18 protein-coding genes and 1 tRNA gene are annotated in these 16,279 nt (G+C 60.4%); 10 read left to right on the forward strand and 9 right to left on the reverse strand.

All coding sequences use genetic code 11. The annotated features are described in order from the left end of the window. The first annotated feature begins 26 nt into the window (after window positions 1-26). Both AC13RE_RS12625 and AC13RE_RS12630 read left to right on the forward strand, forming a co-directional pair. Window positions 27-1,121: a 2'-deoxycytidine 5'-triphosphate deaminase gene (locus AC13RE_RS12625; protein ID WP_069611245.1), complete on the forward strand. Its 1,095-nt coding sequence runs from the start codon at window positions 27-29 to the stop codon at window positions 1,119-1,121. A 705-nt stretch (window positions 1,122-1,826) separates the two neighbouring features. Next, window positions 1,827-1,900, forward strand: a tRNA-Gly gene (locus AC13RE_RS12630). Between the two features lie 6 nt (window positions 1,901-1,906). Here AC13RE_RS12630 and AC13RE_RS12635 read toward each other — a convergent pair. Then, complete coding sequence (locus AC13RE_RS12635) at window positions 1,907-2,815, reverse strand: LysR family transcriptional regulator (RefSeq protein ID WP_488563179.1); 909 nt, start codon at window positions 2,813-2,815, stop codon at window positions 1,907-1,909. 101 nt (window positions 2,816-2,916) lie between these two features. Here AC13RE_RS12635 and AC13RE_RS12640 point away from each other — a divergent pair, with 101 nt between their 5' ends. From AC13RE_RS12640 to AC13RE_RS12650, 3 genes are all read left to right on the forward strand, one after another. Continuing rightward, window positions 2,917-4,143, forward strand: a complete 1,227-nt coding sequence (locus AC13RE_RS12640; RefSeq protein ID WP_488563180.1) for an MFS transporter — start codon at window positions 2,917-2,919, stop codon at window positions 4,141-4,143. Window positions 4,144-4,261: 118 nt separating this feature from the next. Beyond that, a complete protein-coding gene (locus tag AC13RE_RS12645) occupies window positions 4,262-4,837 on the forward strand; it encodes an acyltransferase (protein ID WP_488563181.1) in 576 nt (191 codons plus the stop codon). Window positions 4,838-4,972: 135 nt separating this feature from the next. Then, the gene (locus AC13RE_RS12650; protein ID WP_488563182.1) at window positions 4,973-5,848 is read left to right on the forward strand and encodes a transporter substrate-binding domain-containing protein; all 876 of its coding nucleotides are present in this window, start codon (window positions 4,973-4,975) and stop codon (window positions 5,846-5,848) included. Between the two features lie 54 nt (window positions 5,849-5,902). Here the strand turns inward: AC13RE_RS12650 and AC13RE_RS12655 are convergent, their stop codons facing one another. The 4 genes from AC13RE_RS12655 to AC13RE_RS12670 all read right to left on the reverse strand — a co-directional run bounded on the left by AC13RE_RS12655 (window position 5,903) and on the right by AC13RE_RS12670 (window position 8,950). After that, complete coding sequence (locus tag AC13RE_RS12655; protein WP_015338732.1) at window positions 5,903-6,316, reverse strand: tellurite resistance TerB family protein; 414 nt, start codon at window positions 6,314-6,316, stop codon at window positions 5,903-5,905. Between the two features lie 180 nt (window positions 6,317-6,496). Continuing rightward, window positions 6,497-7,702 (reverse strand): thermonuclease family protein, encoded by a 1,206-nt coding sequence (locus AC13RE_RS12660; RefSeq protein WP_488563183.1) that lies wholly within the window; start codon window positions 7,700-7,702, stop codon window positions 6,497-6,499. 15 nt (window positions 7,703-7,717) lie between these two features. Next, window positions 7,718-8,383 carry a S24 family peptidase gene (locus tag AC13RE_RS12665; protein WP_488563184.1) on the reverse strand — a complete coding sequence of 222 codons (666 nt, stop codon included), beginning with the start codon at window positions 8,381-8,383 and terminating at the stop codon, window positions 7,718-7,720. 138 nt (window positions 8,384-8,521) lie between these two features. Further along, on the reverse strand, window positions 8,522-8,950 hold the full coding sequence (locus AC13RE_RS12670; protein WP_488563185.1) for a hypothetical protein: 429 nt from the start codon (window positions 8,948-8,950) through the stop codon (window positions 8,522-8,524). Window positions 8,951-9,055: 105 nt separating this feature from the next. Here AC13RE_RS12670 and AC13RE_RS12675 point away from each other — a divergent pair, with 105 nt between their 5' ends. Further along, window positions 9,056-9,412 (forward strand): DUF952 domain-containing protein, encoded by a 357-nt coding sequence (locus AC13RE_RS12675; RefSeq protein ID WP_488563341.1) that lies wholly within the window; start codon window positions 9,056-9,058, stop codon window positions 9,410-9,412. After that, window positions 9,409-10,497 (forward strand): quinone-dependent dihydroorotate dehydrogenase, encoded by a 1,089-nt coding sequence (locus AC13RE_RS12680; RefSeq protein WP_488563186.1) that lies wholly within the window; start codon window positions 9,409-9,411, stop codon window positions 10,495-10,497. The genes AC13RE_RS12675 and AC13RE_RS12680 overlap by 4 nt, the downstream gene beginning before the upstream one ends. Here AC13RE_RS12680 and AC13RE_RS12685 read toward each other — a convergent pair. The 3 genes from AC13RE_RS12685 to AC13RE_RS12695 are packed head-to-tail and all read right to left on the reverse strand — an operon-like array spanning window position 10,473 to window position 12,610. Beyond that, a complete protein-coding gene (locus AC13RE_RS12685) occupies window positions 10,473-11,822 on the reverse strand; it encodes an MATE family efflux transporter (protein WP_488563187.1) in 1,350 nt (449 codons plus the stop codon). The two genes, AC13RE_RS12680 and AC13RE_RS12685, sit on opposite strands and share 25 nt — an antisense overlap. A gap of 16 nt (window positions 11,823-11,838) precedes the next feature. Next, window positions 11,839-12,342, reverse strand: a complete 504-nt coding sequence (locus AC13RE_RS12690; protein ID WP_488563188.1) for a CAP domain-containing protein — start codon at window positions 12,340-12,342, stop codon at window positions 11,839-11,841. 1 nt (window position 12,343) lies between these two features. Continuing rightward, the gene (locus AC13RE_RS12695) at window positions 12,344-12,610 is read right to left on the reverse strand and encodes a DUF6460 domain-containing protein (protein WP_047628163.1); all 267 of its coding nucleotides are present in this window, start codon (window positions 12,608-12,610) and stop codon (window positions 12,344-12,346) included. Between the two features lie 167 nt (window positions 12,611-12,777). Here AC13RE_RS12695 and AC13RE_RS12700 point away from each other — a divergent pair, with 167 nt between their 5' ends. Further along, window positions 12,778-13,722 carry a class I SAM-dependent DNA methyltransferase gene (locus AC13RE_RS12700; protein WP_488563189.1) on the forward strand — a complete coding sequence of 315 codons (945 nt, stop codon included), beginning with the start codon at window positions 12,778-12,780 and terminating at the stop codon, window positions 13,720-13,722. A gap of 107 nt (window positions 13,723-13,829) precedes the next feature. Continuing rightward, entirely contained in the window at window positions 13,830-14,465 is a 636-nt protein-coding gene (locus AC13RE_RS12705; protein WP_132715772.1) for a YitT family protein, read from the forward strand. Between the two features lie 9 nt (window positions 14,466-14,474). Here AC13RE_RS12705 and AC13RE_RS12710 read toward each other — a convergent pair whose 3' ends face one another. Continuing rightward, complete coding sequence (locus AC13RE_RS12710) at window positions 14,475-14,666, reverse strand: DUF2735 domain-containing protein (RefSeq protein ID WP_015338743.1); 192 nt, start codon at window positions 14,664-14,666, stop codon at window positions 14,475-14,477. Window positions 14,667-15,109: 443 nt separating this feature from the next. On the opposite strand from AC13RE_RS12710, the gene AC13RE_RS12715 reads away from it, so the two are divergent. Continuing rightward, a complete protein-coding gene (locus AC13RE_RS12715) occupies window positions 15,110-16,150 on the forward strand; it encodes a glutamine synthetase beta-grasp domain-containing protein (protein WP_488484158.1) in 1,041 nt (346 codons plus the stop codon). Window positions 16,151-16,279 lie beyond the last annotated feature (129 nt).

Consider the following 16,279-nt stretch of genomic DNA (forward strand, 5'->3'; position numbering starts at 1 on the left):
TGTCTGCGGCAAATTATGAGAGAAGCATGATGGCTCGCAATACTGGAATTCTGGCCGACCGGGCCATTGCAGCGCTGTTTGAAACAGGCCGGCTGACGAGCGAGAGAGAACTGGACGTCGATCAGATCCAGCCGGCAAGCCTCGACCTCAGGCTCGGCTCGCATGCATTCCGCGTCCGCGCCAGCTTCATGCCCGGCCCGTCGCATCTGGTCGCCGACAAGCTCGACCGGCTGAAGCTGCATGTCGTCGATCTCTCGGAAGGCGCGGTGCTGGAAACCGGCTGCGTCTATATCGTGCCGTTGATGGAGCGCCTCGACCTGCCCGAAGATATGTCGGCATCGGCCAATCCGAAGAGCTCGACCGGCCGTCTCGACATCTTCACCCGCGTCATCACCGACCGGGCGCAGGAGTTCGACAAGATCCCAGCCGGCTATTCCGGCCCGCTCTATCTCGAAATCAGCCCGCGTACCTTCCCGATCGTCGTGCGCCGCGGCTCGCGCCTGTCGCAGATCCGCTTCCGCGTCGGCCAGGCCCTGCTCACCGAGCCGGAATTGCTGGCGCTGCACGAGAGCGAAACACTGGTTGCCAGCAAGAAGCCGAACATCACCGGCGGCGGCATCGCTCTGTCGATCGACCTTGCCGGCGACAAGGAAGGGCTGATCGGCTATCGCGGCAAGCATCACACGGCCGTCGTCGATGTCGACAAGAAGGCCCAGCACGATATTTTCGATTTCTGGGAGCCGCTCTATAGCCGCGGCCGTACCGAGCTGATCCTCGATCCCGACGAATTCTACATCCTCGTTTCGCGCGAGGCGGTGCATGTTCCCCCGCATTTCGCCGCCGAAATGACGCCGTTCGATCCGCTGGTCGGCGAATTCCGCGTCCACTATGCCGGCTTCTTCGATCCCGGCTTCGGCCATGCGCCGGCCGGCGGCCGCGGCAGCCGCGCCGTGCTCGAAGTGCGCAGCCACGAAGTACCCTTCATTCTGGAAGACGGCCAGATCGTCGGCCGCCTGATCTACGAACACATGCTGGAACAGCCGAGCAGCCTCTACGGCTCCGGCCTCGGCTCGAACTATCAGGCACAGGGCCTGAAGCTCTCGAAGCACTTCCGGCTCTAGTGACCCTTTTTGGGAAAGCGATAGGTGCTGTCTACTGGGACGTCCGATGAATATCAGGCGCCCCTTTTGCTATAATCTCGCGCAAAGAATGTAATGAACTCATCTTGTGGTGGAAGCAGAGCGCCCCCACATCTCGTGGGATAAATTTGTGGCGATAAATGGAAGTCTCAGCTGTCTATTCGGATGGGCGGATATGAAATTACCGAGTGATCCAACCGGCCGGCTCGGGGCGGCATATATGATGCTCGTGTATTTGTTCGCGTATTTGCCGGTTATCGGAGTCGTCAAGATTGCTACGGGTCTCAACATAGACGATCGGCAGGTGGAATGCGCCGCGAGTGCATGGGCTCGCACCGTTGTCATACTATCGATCGCCGTTGTCGCCGTGCTGATACATATGGCAATTGGTTTCTTTTATTTTCAGTCAAATGGTGAAGGCCCGTACGGCCCTCTTCCGAAACCGAGAAGTCGCAAAAAGCCGAAGCGCAAACGTCTTCTGCCATATATTTCGAACGGCGCCTTGTTCGGAACGATGATACTTCCCGCAATGTTTCTTATTCTGCCGCGCCATTGCTAGGAAACGTGTTTTAATGGCCAAGTACATTTCCGATGCCCGTCGGCGGTGATTGATCCATTGAAGACGGGAGAAGCCGGTTCACTGATCTTGACAGGGGCCGCCAACTGTTGGACATCTCAGGGTGTCAGGCGGGCGTAGCTCAATGGCAGAGCAGCAGCTTCCCAAGCTGAATACGAGGGTTCGATTCCCTTCGCCCGCTCCATAATCTTCACGTCAGAAGCGGTTTCTTCGATTTCAGCGCTTCCTTTAGCGCATCTCCAAAGATTGCGATCGGTCGCGCCAGCCGCCCGGCCGGCGGACGATGCACCAGCCAGTTGACGACTTCCGGGCTGAAATCCGGTGCTTCGACGATCTCGACGGCATTGCGCCAGCGGCTGTCCGTCAGTGCGGCCGGCGTCAGGACGCCAATGCCGAGCCCGCGTGCGACCAGCGACATGCGCAGATCGGCGCTCATGGCCTCGACCCCGACATCAAAGGGCAGACGTTCGGCTTCGAAGCGATGCTGAATGAAGGCGCGAAAGCCGCAGCCGCTCTGGTTCATGATCCAGGGAAAACGGGAGAGATCTTCCAGTCTCGGTTGCTTGGGAACGCCGAGCGACGGCGCCGCGACGAGAATGACGGCATGGACTCCGAGCATCTCGCCGACGACATTATCTGGCGGCTGCAACCCTTCCGCCAAGCAGACGGTTGCTGCATCGAGCTGGCTATGAGCGACTTGCTCGATCAGCTGCGGCGACCAGCCGGTGACAATGCGCAGCGTCAATTGCGGAAACTGGCTGCGCAATTCATCAAGCGGAGCGGATAAGGCCGCTTCGGAGAGATAGGGCATGATCCCGAGACGGAATTCGCCGCCGATCGCGCCGCCGGGCGAAACGCCGGCCTTGAGATCGTCGAGCGAGCGCAACACGCGGCGCCCATGCTCATAGGCTTCGCGTCCCGCCGCGGTCGGCCGTAGGGGCTTCGACTGCCGGTCGAGCAAGGCGATGCCGAGGCTGTCTTCCAGGTTCTGTATGCGTCGGGTGATGCCGGGCTGGGTCAGATTGATGCGCGCCGAGGCGGCAACGATCGAACCCGTTTCCACCACGGCGACGAAGGCTTCCAGATCATGAATGTTCATGCCGAACTCGCATAATCATTATTAGTTCATTTCAATTGCTGCATTATGCGACAAAGCGATAAACATGGCTATCTTTATTATCAAGGATTATTGGAGAGCTCATGTCGCAAGTCCCCGAACGCATGACGAGCGAGCCGGAGGGAGAGGTTTCCACAACGGCGGCCGCTCCTTCGACCTTGTTGTTCGCCATCGCTACCGGCGTCATCATCCTCAATCTCTTCGCGCCTCAGACGCTGATCGGCATCATCGGCCCGTCGCTCGGCTTTTCCGAAAGCGGTGCCGGCCTGGTGGCCATGGCCTCGCTGCTCGGCTATGCCGCCGGCCTGTTCTTTCTGGTGCCGCTGGCGGATCTCATGGAAAACCGGCAGCTCGTGCTGCGCATGCTTCTCTCGGCTCTGGTCATGGCTATTGCCGCCGCCTTCGCACCGACGGGCTGGAGCCTTCTGATCTTCCTCTTCCTGCTGGGAGCGGCTTGTTCCGCCATCCAAATCCTCGTGCCGATCGCGGCAGCGATGGCGCCGCCTGAACATCGTGGCCAGGTTATCGGCAATGTCATGAGCGGCGTCATGGTCGGCATTCTTGTCTCGCGCCCTCTGGCGAGCTTGATTGCCGACTTTTGGGGCTGGAGAAGTTTCTATGCTCTGAGTGCCGCAACGCTTGCGCTGCTCGCCGCTGTGCTTGCCTTACGCCTGCCGGAGCGGCGCCCTCTGATCAACGCGAGTTACGGGGCCTTGATCGGTTCGCTCTTCGGGCTCCTGCGGGAGGAGCCGGTGCTGCGGCTGCGTGCCTTCACTGCAGCCTTGATGATGGCGAGTTTCAGCCTGTTCTGGACCTCCGTCGCCCTGCGTCTGGCGCAGCCGCCATTTTCACTCGGCCAGTCCGGCATCGCGCTGTTTGCCCTCGTTGGCGCCGGTGGTGCAGCGGCGACCTCTGTCTTCGGCCGCATGGGCGACAGGGGCTGGACACGGACGGCGACATTGGCGTCGCATCTGATCGTGCTTGCCGCTATGGCGTTGGCTGCCTGGGTGGGTGGAATACGGTCCGGCGACTCTGTGGCACTATTGATCCTTCTGGGCGTCAGCGCGGTCTTGCTCGATGTCGGCGTCACCGGCGATCAGACCCTGGGTCGTCGCGCCGTCAATCTCCTGAAGCCGGAAGCCCGCGGTCGCATCAACGGCCTCTTTGTCGGCATATTCTTTCTCGGCGGCGCGCTGGGATCGGCTCTTGCCGGAACTGCCTGGGATTTCGGCGGCTGGGTTGCCGTCTGTACAGGGGCCGCGGGCTTCGGCGTGATTGCGTTGATCACAGGCCTTGCCGCGCGCATCTGAACAGCACGGGCAATGGGACGGCACTTGTGAATGCACTGCCGCATCGCCATCTGTAGCGCATTCAGGCGGGCGTCAGACAAGCGTGTAAGAACGGGCGCTCCTTGTCAGGAGCGTCGAAATGCGTGGCATTGCATGGTTTTACAGGTTGAGAGCACTCTTTCGAAGCGGTGCGCTGAAGATTGCCCGCAGCACCAAAGTACCTCTCGGCACCAAAATCATCTGGAAGCGGGGCGATGTCCGCATCGGGGAAAGAGTGCATTTCCGCAAGGGCGTCATCATCGATGCGCAAGAAGGCAGCATCGAAATCGGCAATCATGTCTCCTTCAACGACTACAGCATTCTGCTCGGCCGCGGCGGGATTGTGATTGGCAATGATGTGCGCATCGCCGCCCATGCAATGGTCGTCTCCTTCGATCACAATTTCGATGACATCTCGCAGCCGATCCGCCTTCAGGGCGTGACGAAGAAGCCGATCGTCATTGAGGACGATGTCTGGATAGGGGCGGGCGCCAAGATCCTCGGTGGCTCCCATATCGCCAAGGGATGCGTTATCGGCGCCAACGCCGTCGTCAAGGGCCGGACCAAGCCTTACGGCATCTATGTCGGCGCTCCGGCGAGACTGTTGAAGCGGCGCGGAGAAGCTGAAGGCAGCCGGTCGGGAAAGATTGAACGGCTCGTTCTGCCGAAAAAGTAAAAGGCTCCAAAGCCACCCATCCCAGCGCCGTTTCAGTCATCATTAATCGCGCGATATTCCCCCTGCGGCCTGTCTCTGCTACATCGGATTGGTGAATCAGAATGTGCATCCACGACCGGAGGCCGTATCCAGACCATGCGTGTTTGCCTTTCGTCGATCATGTCAGTCGCCCGGCACCTGACGCTTGCGGCCTTGATCGCTCTATCCTGCACCGTGCCGGTTGCCGCTCAGGAGACGAAGCCGCAGAGCCTGCCGATCCTGTTCGATGCGCGTGAGCGCCTGCCGAAGCCGGATCTGTCCTCATTGGTCAGGCTGCGCTTCCTGACGTCGATCGACTTTCCGCCCTTCAACTTCCTCGATCAGAATGGCAAGCTCACCGGCTTCCATGTCGAGCTGACGCGCAAGATCTGCGATGAGCTGGCAATATCGGACAAATGCCAGATCCAGGCCTTGCCCTTCGGCGAATTGCAGGGTGCACTTGCCGCTTCGCAAGGCGATGCCATCATCGCCGGCGTGGCGGTTACGCCCGAGCTGCGCAAGACTTTCGCCTTTTCACGGCCTTTCCTGATGTTGCCGGCCCGCTTCGTGCGCAATCTCAAGGCATCGATCAGCGGCACGACCGCCGCCTCGCTGTCGGGACATCCGGTCGGCGTCGTCAAGGGAACGGTGCATGCGGCGATGCTGGCGGCCTTCTTCCCGGCGATCAAGCCGGTGCCCTTCGATGACAAGGACGGGCTTCTGGCCGCCGTCAAGGACGGCAAGGTCGATGCGGCATTTGCCGATGGCCTGCAGCTTTCCTTCTGGGTCTCGTCGCCGGCGGCGGAAAAATGCTGCGCCCTTTTTGACGGTCCCTACCTGTCGCAGCAATTTCTCGGCGAAGGCATGACCATCATGCTGCGCCAGCAGGATGCCGATCTGACGGCGGCGATCAATCATGCGCTTGCCACCCTCTCACGGGATGGCAGGCTGCAGGAAATCTATCTGCGCTATTTTCCTTACGGGCTTTACTGATTCAGTAATTTCAGGAAACCGCGCAGCGTTTTTCCGTCCGGAATGCGTGATACCTCAGGCCTTGCGATAGCGGGCGATGGCGCTGCGCTCGATGGCCGCACAGGTCAGTTTGTCGAGGCCCAGGCGGTCGCGGAGCAGGCTGAGCAGGCGTAGCTCCTCGGCCTTGACTGACAGGTCGGCCGAAGCGACCTCGACGGCGAGCGCATAGGCCGTGTCGTACAGACGTGCGGGAAGCGTATCGCGCACGGTTTCGAGCACGATGTCCAATCCCTCATTGTTCGAAAGCAGCTTGGCGCAATCGCGGGACACGGAAATCAGCTTCTCGTCGTCGAACCCCTTGAAGACCGGCAGGGCGTGAATGAGCTCTCCGATGCGGCTGAGTTCCCGGTCGTTCATCGTGCGGTCGACGGCCGAGGCCAGTACCATAACGTAGATCAGGGCCTCGTGAGCAGAAAGCGGCTTGTTCATGACAGGCGAAGTCCTTTGAATTTGGCAGACTGAAAAGTCGCGTATCTCATGGCAAAAGCTACTGCATAATTCCTTAAATCGGTACCGATTTAAGGACAAAATTATACAGCCGATTAAAAGTGCTACAGCGCCTGCGCGTCATATATGACGCGCAGGCGCTGTAGTGGCGGAAGCAAGGCGTCAGATGGGATTGAGCGGGTCTTCCTTGGCCGGAGGCGGTGCAAGCGTCGATTTTCCGCCCTTGCGTGGGTCGTCGCCGTAGATGCCGCGCTTCTTTTCCTTGGCTTCATCGACGAGAGCCGCGAGCGGCGAACCAGGCTCCGGATCGGCCCAGCCGAAGCGGACCAGCCAGGCGCTGAGATCGACCCGGACATAGCGGCAGGCGCCCTTGGCCGTGCCTTTCCAATTGGCATCGGGCACGTCGCAATCGATGGAGCGTCCGCGCAGATACATGCGGAATGCCGTGCGTGCTGCCTGGCCGCAGGGCCAGTCCTTTCCGCTCGGGCCGGTACACATCCGATCGACATCGGTCGGAATGATACCGGTGAGCTGCACGCTTCTACCGCCGATAGTCAATATACCAGCCTGATCGGAGAAGGGACGGACGAGTTCGATCGTCGTCGTCTGCTCCTGCGGCTTGGATGCGGGATCAATCGCTGCCTGTTCGGATTGAGGTTGAGGTTCAGACTGAGGCATGGGCTGAGCCTGCTGCTGCGGCGATACCGGCGATAGGGTTCGATGTTCGGCCGCCGCCGTTTGCCTATCGATCTGATCGGCTGGTATCCGGTTGTCCGGAGCAGGATCGGCCTTGGCTTCACCGGAAGATGCTGTGTCCGATGAAGTAACAGCCGTCTTGTCCGGCTTGGCCTCATTTGGCTGCGGTGCAGGGGCGGCAGCGCCCTTGCCGTTCGCGGTATCTGCTGCGGGCGGCGATACTTGTGCTTCCTCTGGCTTCGTCGACATGTCGTTGGAGCGCGCGGGATCGGTAGGAACCTTAATGTCCTGTTGCTTCACCGGCTCGGCCGCTATCTTGGTTTCCTCGACCTTCGCATCGTCGCCGGCACCCGCCGCGGCAGCCGCCGCCATGACAGTGGCAGACAGCTCGGGGCTGCTGTCAGAGCTGCTTGTTGAAGGGGACGCGGTCGCCAGGATCGTTGCCTTATCCTTCGTCGCTTCGGCAGGCTTGGGTGCCTCGATAGCCTTTGGCAACGTGGTTTCGGCCTTGGCGGTGTCGCTCTGCGTCGTCGCGGCTGGCTTGTTGTCTGCAGTCGTGTTGCCACGGCCGTGCAGATCGAAGCCATGCCCCGCGAACTGTACCGCGACCAGGGTCAACCAAGAACCCACGACCGCGCCTGCCACACCTGCGAGCCAAATATCACGACGCATAACGAGAATACTTTCCTATTGGCTGGCCCATATGATCCGGGCAATCCATTCCACATCCGCAAGATCGAAGCTGCGGTTGGGGTGTTCCGGATTGAGCGACAAAAGCTCGATCGACTTGGCGCTCTGCCGCAGCAGGACCTTGGCCATGACTTCGCCCTCTCGGGTCTTCACGACGACGCGGTCGTTCTTTCTGATCTGGGCTCCCGGCTCGACGATCAGAATATCCCCGTCGCGATAAAGCGGCAACATGCTCTCGCCCTGCACCTCCAGCGCATAGGCGCCCGTCCTGTGCCCGGCAGCGACGGGAAATTCCACTATGTCCCAGCCCTGCCCGGCGGGAAAGCCGCCATCATCGAAGAAGCCGCCAGCCCCCGCCTGGGCGAAGCCGATCAGCGGGATGGAGGTGCCGGAGGGCAGGAATCCGTTCGCACGTGCTGCGGTCGGTGGCTCGGCCGGGCGGATAAAGCTCAGGAATTGTTCCAGGCTTGCTCCGGTCGCATCCAGGATCTTGGCGATCGATTCCGTCGAGGGCCAGCGGAGACGTCCGTCCTGGCTAAGCCGCTTCGATTTGTTGAATGAGGTAGCGTCAAGTCCGGCGCGGCGGGCAAGGCCGGAAGGGGTCAAGGCATGCCGCTCGGCAAGCCGGTCGATCGCACCCCATATCTGCTCGTGTGACAGCATCGCCGCTCGGTATCCGCGCCGGCTCGCCCGGCGCTCTGTTCTTTAGAAAAGGTTAACCGAGGCATTTTGGCGAGTAAAGACCGGCATAGGAATAGGGTCCTTTATCCCCGTGCTTTCGCGGCGGCGCCTTTTTAGGCGTCAGGTCTTCTGCGGCTGCGGCTTGACGTCCGGCTGCTCGTTCTGGAATTCCTTCGCCATGCCCATGAAGCCGCGCATGAATTTCTGCATGATGCCGAGCGTGCGGTCGATCTCGGCGTCATCGGGCAGGCTCGATCCCTTGTTTGCGGCAACGGTTTTTTCCAGTTTCGTCACGCGGTCGGAAAGCCGGCCCAGCTCATCGTCATAGGCTGTGCGCTCGTCGGCGGCCATGCGGCAGACGAGATTGCCGCCCTGATCCTGGCAGATCGACATCGCGCCGGTCTGCTTGTCGAGCCGGATGAAGTGATCGCCGCTGCGCTCCAGCTGGAAGCGTTCCGCATCCGGTTCGGCCGACAAAGCCGGTGTGGAGAGAAGAAAAGCAGCAGGCAGAAGCATGGCCGCAAGGCCGATTTTCAGTTCCTTCGTCATGTCATCCTCCGGATTTTCTGCGTTAAACCCCAAATCCATCACGGAAACCGTGGACATCGGCTGATGTTTTCGTGCAAAGCCCTATCAGCACAGCTTTACAGAGGGATGATGATCGCCATGCCAGTGGTTTACAAGATCGTGCCGGATACGCTCTGGCAGCAAGCCAGACAAACCGGCGTTTTTCATGGCGCGGCGATCGATCTGACCGACGGCTACATTCATCTCTCCACCGCGAAGCAGGCAAAGAAAACCGCCGAGCTCTATTTCGCAGGTCAGACCGGGCTGCTGCTCGTCGCGATCGATGGCGATGCGCTTGGCGAGAAGCTGGTTTTCGAACCCTCGCGCGGCGGCGATCTCTTCCCGCATCTCTATGCGCCACTGCCGCTTTCGGCCGTGCTCTGGGAAAAGCCGCTGCCGATTGGCGATGACGGTGCCCACATATTTCCGGAGATGGCGGAATGATCGGCGCCTTTCGCGATCTCGGCCGGCGCGGGCTGTTCCTGTTCGATCCGGAAACCGCTCACAGCATGTCGATAGCGGCGTTGAAATCGGGGCTGGTTCCGGCCTGCCGTATCAGTGCCGATCCTCGCCTGCGCCAGACCGTGGCCGGGCTCGACTTTGCCAACCCCATCGGCATGGCTGCCGGTTATGACAAGAATGCCGAGGTGCCGGAGGCATTGCTGAAGCTCGGCTTCGGCTTTACCGAGATCGGCACGGTGACGCCGAAGGCTCAGTCGGGCAACCCACGTCCGCGCATCTTCCGCCTGATCGAGGACGAAGGCGTCATCAACCGCCTCGGCTTCAACAATGAGGGCCATGAGGCAGCGTTTCAGCGCCTCAAAACCATCCGCGGAAATGGCATCATCGGTGTCAACATCGGCGCCAACAAGGATAGCGCCGACCGCATCGCCGATTACGTCGCCGGCATCCGCCGCTTCTACTCCGTAGCGCGCTATTTCACCGCGAATATCTCCTCGCCGAATACGCCGGGCCTGCGCGATCTGCAGGCGCGCGAAAGCCTGTCGGCCTTGCTATCTGCCGTGCTTGCCGCCCGCGACGAGGAAGCGGAAAAGGCCGGCAATCGCCTTCCCGTCTTTCTCAAGATCGCTCCGGATCTGACCGAGGAAGGCATGGACGATATCGCCGCCGAAGCTTTATCTCACGCGCTTGATGGTCTGATCGTCTCCAACACCACACTATCGCGCGATGGGTTGAAGGATCAGCGTCAGGCCAAGGAGGCTGGCGGACTTTCCGGAAAACCGGTCTTCGAAAAATCGACCGTGGTGCTCGCCAAGATGCGCCGCCGCGTGGGTGCCACATTGCCGATTATCGGCGTCGGTGGCGTATCATCGGCAGAGACGGCGCTGGAGAAGATCAAGGCCGGAGCCGATCTCGTGCAGCTCTATTCCTGCATGGTCTACGAAGGCCCCGGCCTGCCGGCACAGGTCGTCACCGGCCTGTCGAAGCTGCTCGACCGCGAGCGTGCCGGCTCGATCCGCGACCTGCGCGACGCCAAGCTGGATTACTGGGCGAACCGGAACGTCTGATCCGCCCGCTTCTTCAGGCCCATGGCCAGGAAGATGCCACGAAACAGCAGGAAGGCATTCATGGCCATCCATAGGCCGTGATTGCCGAGCGTTGGCACGAGGATGGCGAGCGCTATGAGATAGCCACCGAAGGAGAGCAGCATCTTGTTGCGCATCTCGCGTGACCATGTGGCGCCGATGAAGACCCCGTCCATCAGGAAGGCGAGTGCCCCGGTCAGCCCGGTGATCGCCGCCCAGGGCAGGTAGGTTCCGGCCACAGCGCGAACCTCCTCGGAGGTCGTCAGCAGGCGGATCAAGGCTGGTCCCACAGTGAAGAAGAAGATGGCGGCGGCAAGCGCCAGCCCGAAGGACCAGAGCCCGGTCAGCTTCAAGCCGCGCTCGAAGGCCGGCCGGTAATTGGCGCCGATCGAGCGGCCGGTGATCTGTTCCGCCGCGTTTGCCAGCCCGTCGAGATAATAGCCTGACAGCAGGAAAAAGTTCATCAGTACGGCATTGGCGGCGAGCATGACCGCACCAAAACTGTTGCCGATGCGCGTCATCAGCGTGAAGGCGCCAATCAGAACGAAGGTGCGGATCAGGATATCGCGGTTGAGCGCGAAGAGTTGGGTAAGTTTGGCGCGGGAAAGCAGTTCCGCGCGCGCCGGTCGCTCCTCGCCGGCAAAGCTGCGCAGCACGATAGCAAGGCCGAGCAGCATGCCGCTCGCCTCGCCGATCAGGGTACCCCAGGCAACACCGGCCACACCCCAGCCAAGATAGAGCCCCAGCAGGATGGCGAGCACGATGTTGACGCCGTTGATGACGGTCTGCAGCAAGAGCCCGATGCGGCCTTGGCCGCGGCCAAGCACGAAGCCGAGAAGCGCGTAATTGGCAAGCGCTGCCGGGCCAGAGAGCATGCGGATGGAGAAATAGGTGCGCGTCGCATCCGCGATGCCACCTTCCGGCCCCATCAGCTTGAGGCCGAGCCAAAGCAGCAGGAGCGAGAGCAGGACGATCACGAAGCCGCAGCCGAGCGCCGAGATCAGCGCCCGCCAGAACACGGCCTGCTGTTCGTGCCGGTCGTGACGGCCATAGGCTTGCGCGGTCAGCCCTGTCGTCGAAGCGCGTAGGAAGTTGAAGCTTGAGAAAAGGAGATCGAACAGCACGGCGCCGATCGCAAGCCCTGCTAGCGCGTCCGGCTGGCCCAGATGTCCGACGACGGCGGTATCGACAAGGCCGAGGAGTGGCGTGGTCATGAAGCCGAGCGTCATCGGAATTGCGATCGACAGCACCAGCCGATGTGTTACGTCGAAGGGTAGGACCCTTACGCTCCTCTGCTGAATATCCATGCTGCGTTACGCCTCCTCAGTTCGAGGACAGCACCATGGACCAATAGGGCCTGTCGCCGGAAGAGGGGGTGTAGGCCAGAGCGACACCAAGCCCGTCATATTTGCCGAGCATGTTGTGCAAATGCTTCGGCGAGTTGATCCAGGCCGTCACTGCGGCGCTCACGTCGCGCTGGCCCTCGGCAATGTTTTCTGCCGCGGGCAGCTTGACGCCGCTTGTCTTGACCCGCTTGCCGAAATCGTCGCCGAGGCCGATCAGATGCTCCATCTTGCCGGCATCCGCCATCCGCCTGGCCTGATAGACGGCGGCGGCACTGGCAGCCGCGTCGACCTTCAGCGGTGGCAGGCCGTTCCTGGCGCGCAGTGCATTGACGAGCGGCAGGGCGGAGGCGGTCTGGTCGCTTGCGGGGATATTGGAAACGCGGGCGGGCGGCGTGGCGCAGCTCGCAACGGATGCGGTAAGCGCAAGGGCTGCGAGGCGCAGCGTATCGCGGCGCGTTAAGGTCAGGGTCTGGGAGGTCATGTCAGCTGCGGTAATTGAACAAACGAAGTATGATGAAGATCGGAATGACGATGGATGCGCCGAGCAGCACATAGTCGCCGAACTCGCCAAGCGCAGCGAAGCCGCTGTGCCAGAGATCGAGCAGGAAGCGGCGGACGCCATAGAGGAAGTCGAGTGGCCGCCAGCCGAAGAACTTCATTACGAAGCCGACGACGAGCGACACGATGACGAGCTTCACCAGCGTTCTGCCTGGCGAGTCGCCAAGGAATCTGTTCACCTGATCGGACATACTGACGTCTCCATAATGGCAGTCGGTCGGTGTTGAGATAGGGCCGGCGCTTGCGACTCGCAAGCACTTTTGCCCCAGCTTACACCGTAAACCAGCGTCTGCCTGAAATAGGACTTGAGTTTTTTTATGGCCGCATTCAAAGGCAAGCGTCAAACAGGATGAAACCCATGCTGCCCAGCCAGCTTTCCTCCGGCGATGTCATTGCCGACCGCCGCGCAGACTATGCGAAGATGCTTGCCGAGAGCGGCGAACCCGCCAGCGCTGCCGAGCTAATGGAGCAGGCGCTGGAGCTGGCGCCGCGCTGGGCGGCGGGCTGGTTCTCGCTCGCAACCTATCGCGAGAAGGCCGGCGATGCATCAGGCGCGATCGCGGCGTTGAACGAGGTGCTGACGCTCGATGAGGGGGATGTCTTTGGCGCCCGCCTGAAGCTTGCGGTGCTTGGCGGTGCCGATGTGCCGGACCGGCCGCCGAGCCTCTATGTCGAGCGGCTGTTCGACGACTATGCCGACCGCTTCGAAACCTCGCTGGTCGAGAAGCTCGGATATAGCGTGCCCGGCAAGCTTGCGGCCCTGATTGCCGAAACCGTCGACATCGCGAAACATTTCCGCCTCGCGATCGATCTCGGCTGTGGCACGGGCCTGCTCGGGCCGGAAATCCGTGCTCGCGTCGATCGGCTGGAGGGCTACGACCTGTCGAAGGGCATGCTCGCCAAGGCGGCGGAAAAGCATGTCTACGATTATCTCGGCCAGGCGGATCTGTCGCTGGCACCGGATCTCTCGGGCGTGTTCGATGGCGAGCTTGCCGCCAGCCGGGCGGATCTGGTCACTGCGGCCGACGTGCTGATGTATCTCGGTGATCTGCAAGGTGTGATGGCGATCGTCCGCAAGCTTTCGGTCGGTGGAGCGATCTTCGCCTTTTCCGTCGAGGATGCGCAGCAGGCAGATGGCTATGTGCTGCGCGATTCTCTCCGATTTGCGCACTCCGAAGCCTATGTTCGGGAAATATTGGCCGGTCACGGCTTTACGGTGCTGGATCTCACCCGCAGCATCATTCGCATGGATGGCGGAAAACCGGTCCACGGCATTCTGTTCATTACCCGGAAATCGGCTTGATGATTTCGAATCTTGCGAATTTAAAATAGGTCAGCATTGCTTACGTATTTTTGCTTGATTGTCGCCTGAGCTTCCAGCAAAAAGCCTGGAAACCCAGGGGAAAGCACATGGCAAACGCAAAGAGCGCATTTGGTGTCTGGAAGACGTCCGCGACCCGGCATTCGTGGATTGAGGATGTTCAGGGTATCGTCTCCGGCAGCCTGATTTCGTCGCTGGGGCTGTTCTGCCTTTCGAGCGCCGGCCTTTTGACCGGCAGTACCGCCGGCATCGCTTTCCTGCTGCATTACGCAATCGGCGTGAATTTCGGCCTGGCTTTCTTTGTGGTCAATCTGCCGTTCTTCTATCTATCGCTGAAACAGCTCGGCCCGGCCTTCACCATCAAGACCTTCATCGCCATCGCGCTGACCTCGCTGCTGACCAATCTGCAGCCGGTGCTGTTCAATGTCGCACATATCAATGCACTTTGGTCGGCGCTCCTCGGCGGCATTCTGCTCGGCTTCGGGCTGCTCGCACTCTATCGCCATCGGGCAAGCCTCGGCGGCGTCGGCATTCTGGGGATTTATCTGCAGGAGCGTTTCGGCATCAGGGCAGGGTTGGTGCAGCTTGCAATCGACCTATGCGTGCTCGCGGTCGCTTTTGCCGTGACCACGCCGCCAGTGGTCATCTGCTCCGTGATCGGCGCAATTGTCCTCAACCTTTTCGTTGCGATCAATCATCGCTCAGACCGCTATATAGCGCTGTAAAGCTTATATCTATTGCTTGCGGGTCTCGTCGGATTCGACGATCGCGGCTTCGTGATACCAGCTGTCGAATGCGGCCGTCGCAATAGACGGGCCGATATCCGGGGTGAGGTTCACCTTCGGACGCTGGCTGAGCGCCGTGGGGCGGGCCGTGACGGGAAACTGATAGATCTTTGCGGTTTCGTGCCGAGTACCGATTGCCATTCGTTGTCTCTCCCTTTTTGGTGTTCAAGCGGGCGCGCTTCAAGAGACAACTCATATATAGCAAAGCCCAAGGCAAATATCACCATTCCGCTTAAAAAAAATGCTAAATGATGAAATTATAGGCAATTTGAAGATGAAGTCGTCGATGCCGCTTCTTTGATCTGCCGATTTTCCAATCCATTTTAGGGCCAGTCGAGCCTGCGACACTTTGGCAGCTCGATTGGAACCATGGCGGCGATTTGAAAAGAATCTGATGCTTGGCACCGGGAAATCTTGCCCGAACGCGGCTGAATCATAAAAATCTCGCCTGACGGGTCAGATGTCGATGCGATCTGGCACGGCACATGCATCTCTCTCGACAGCCGTTCGTAGTGAGGAATTTTCCGGCGGGCGCGCCGGGCAAGTTTTCCTACTTCGCCTGATTAACTGTTATGAGGTGCGTAATGACAAAATATAAGCTCGAGTACATCTGGCTCGACGGGTACACCCCGGTACCGAACCTGCGCGGTAAAACGCAGATCAAGGAATTCGACGCATTTCCGACGCTCGAGCAGCTTCCGCTTTGGGGCTTCGATGGTTCGTCGACGATGCAGGCCGAAGGCCGCAGCTCTGATTGCGTGCTGAAGCCCGTCGCCATCTATCCGGACCCGGCCCGTACCAACGGCGCTCTCGTCATGTGCGAAGTCATGATGCCCGACGGCGTCACCCCGCACGAATCCAACAGCCGCGCGACCATCCTCGACGATGAAGACGCATGGTTCGGCTTCGAGCAGGAATACTTCTTCTACAAGGACGGCCGTCCGCTCGGCTTCCCGGAAGCGGGCTATCCGGCTCCGCAGGGTCCGTACTACACCGGCGTCGGCTACAAGAACGTCGGCGATGTCGCTCGCGAAATCGTTGAAGAGCACCTCGACCTTTGCCTCGAAGCAGGCATCAACCACGAAGGCATCAACGCCGAAGTGGCCAAGGGCCAGTGGGAATTCCAGATTTTCGGCAAGGGCTCCAAGAAGGCCGCCGACCAGATCTGGATGGCTCGCTACCTGCTGCTGCGTCTTTGCGAAAAATACGGCATCGACATCGAGTTCCACTGCAAGCCGCTCGGCGATACCGACTGGAACGGCTCGGGCATGCACTGCAACTTCTCGACCAAGTTCATGCGCGAAGTCGGCGGCAAGGCCTATTTCGAAGCGCTCATGGCTCAGTTCGACAAGAACCTCGAAGCCCACATCGCTGTCTACGGCCCGGACAACCATATGCGCCTGACCGGCAAGCATGAAACGGCTCCGTGGAACAAGTTCTCCTACGGCGTTGCCGACCGCGGCGCTTCGATCCGCGTTCCGCACTCGTTCATCAAGAACGATTACAAGGGCTACCTCGAAGATCGTCGTCCGAACTCGCAAGGCGACCCCTACCAGATCGCTTCGCAGGTTCTGAAGACCATCTCGGAAGTTCCGACAGCTGATTTCGGCTCGGTTGCTGCCTAAGCATTGAATATGGCGTCGGTCTTTTGGATCGGCGCCATAATTGTATCTGGGGTATGATTTGAGGATTGGCCGCAGCTTTTGATCTCGTTGCCCGTGCGGCACCCCCCCTCTGTCACTGTCGTGACAGAG

It is taken from the genome of Martinezella sp. CNPSo 3959, assembly GCF_057784355.1.

Coding starts and splice junctions, on each gene's coding strand:
- AC13RE_RS12680 (WP_488563186.1), top strand. CDS start 9,409: ATGATCGGCGCCTTTCGCGATCTCGGCCGGCGCGGGCTGTTCCTGTTC.
- AC13RE_RS12670 (WP_488563185.1), bottom strand. CDS start 8,950: ATGACGAAGGAACTGAAAATCGGCCTTGCGGCCATGCTTCTGCCTGCT.
- AC13RE_RS12690 (WP_488563188.1), bottom strand. CDS start 12,342: ATGACCTCCCAGACCCTGACCTTAACGCGCCGCGATACGCTGCGCCTC.
- AC13RE_RS12645 (WP_488563181.1), top strand. CDS start 4,262: ATGCGTGGCATTGCATGGTTTTACAGGTTGAGAGCACTCTTTCGAAGC.
- AC13RE_RS12665 (WP_488563184.1), bottom strand. CDS start 8,383: ATGCTGTCACACGAGCAGATATGGGGTGCGATCGACCGGCTTGCCGAG.
- AC13RE_RS12700 (WP_488563189.1), top strand. CDS start 12,778: ATGCTGCCCAGCCAGCTTTCCTCCGGCGATGTCATTGCCGACCGCCGC.
- AC13RE_RS12710 (WP_015338743.1), bottom strand. CDS start 14,666: ATGGCAATCGGTACTCGGCACGAAACCGCAAAGATCTATCAGTTTCCC.
- AC13RE_RS12640 (WP_488563180.1), top strand. CDS start 2,917: ATGTCGCAAGTCCCCGAACGCATGACGAGCGAGCCGGAGGGAGAGGTT.
- AC13RE_RS12625 (WP_069611245.1), top strand. CDS start 27: ATGATGGCTCGCAATACTGGAATTCTGGCCGACCGGGCCATTGCAGCG.
- AC13RE_RS12705 (WP_132715772.1), top strand. CDS start 13,830: ATGGCAAACGCAAAGAGCGCATTTGGTGTCTGGAAGACGTCCGCGACC.
- AC13RE_RS12635 (WP_488563179.1), bottom strand. CDS start 2,815: ATGAACATTCATGATCTGGAAGCCTTCGTCGCCGTGGTGGAAACGGGT.
- AC13RE_RS12695 (WP_047628163.1), bottom strand. CDS start 12,610: ATGTCCGATCAGGTGAACAGATTCCTTGGCGACTCGCCAGGCAGAACG.
- AC13RE_RS12650 (WP_488563182.1), top strand. CDS start 4,973: ATGCGTGTTTGCCTTTCGTCGATCATGTCAGTCGCCCGGCACCTGACG.
- AC13RE_RS12675 (WP_488563341.1), top strand. CDS start 9,056: ATGATGATCGCCATGCCAGTGGTTTACAAGATCGTGCCGGATACGCTC.
- AC13RE_RS12685 (WP_488563187.1), bottom strand. CDS start 11,822: ATGGATATTCAGCAGAGGAGCGTAAGGGTCCTACCCTTCGACGTAACA.
- AC13RE_RS12660 (WP_488563183.1), bottom strand. CDS start 7,702: ATGCGTCGTGATATTTGGCTCGCAGGTGTGGCAGGCGCGGTCGTGGGT.
- AC13RE_RS12715 (WP_488484158.1), top strand. CDS start 15,110: ATGACAAAATATAAGCTCGAGTACATCTGGCTCGACGGGTACACCCCG.
- AC13RE_RS12655 (WP_015338732.1), bottom strand. CDS start 6,316: ATGAACAAGCCGCTTTCTGCTCACGAGGCCCTGATCTACGTTATGGTA.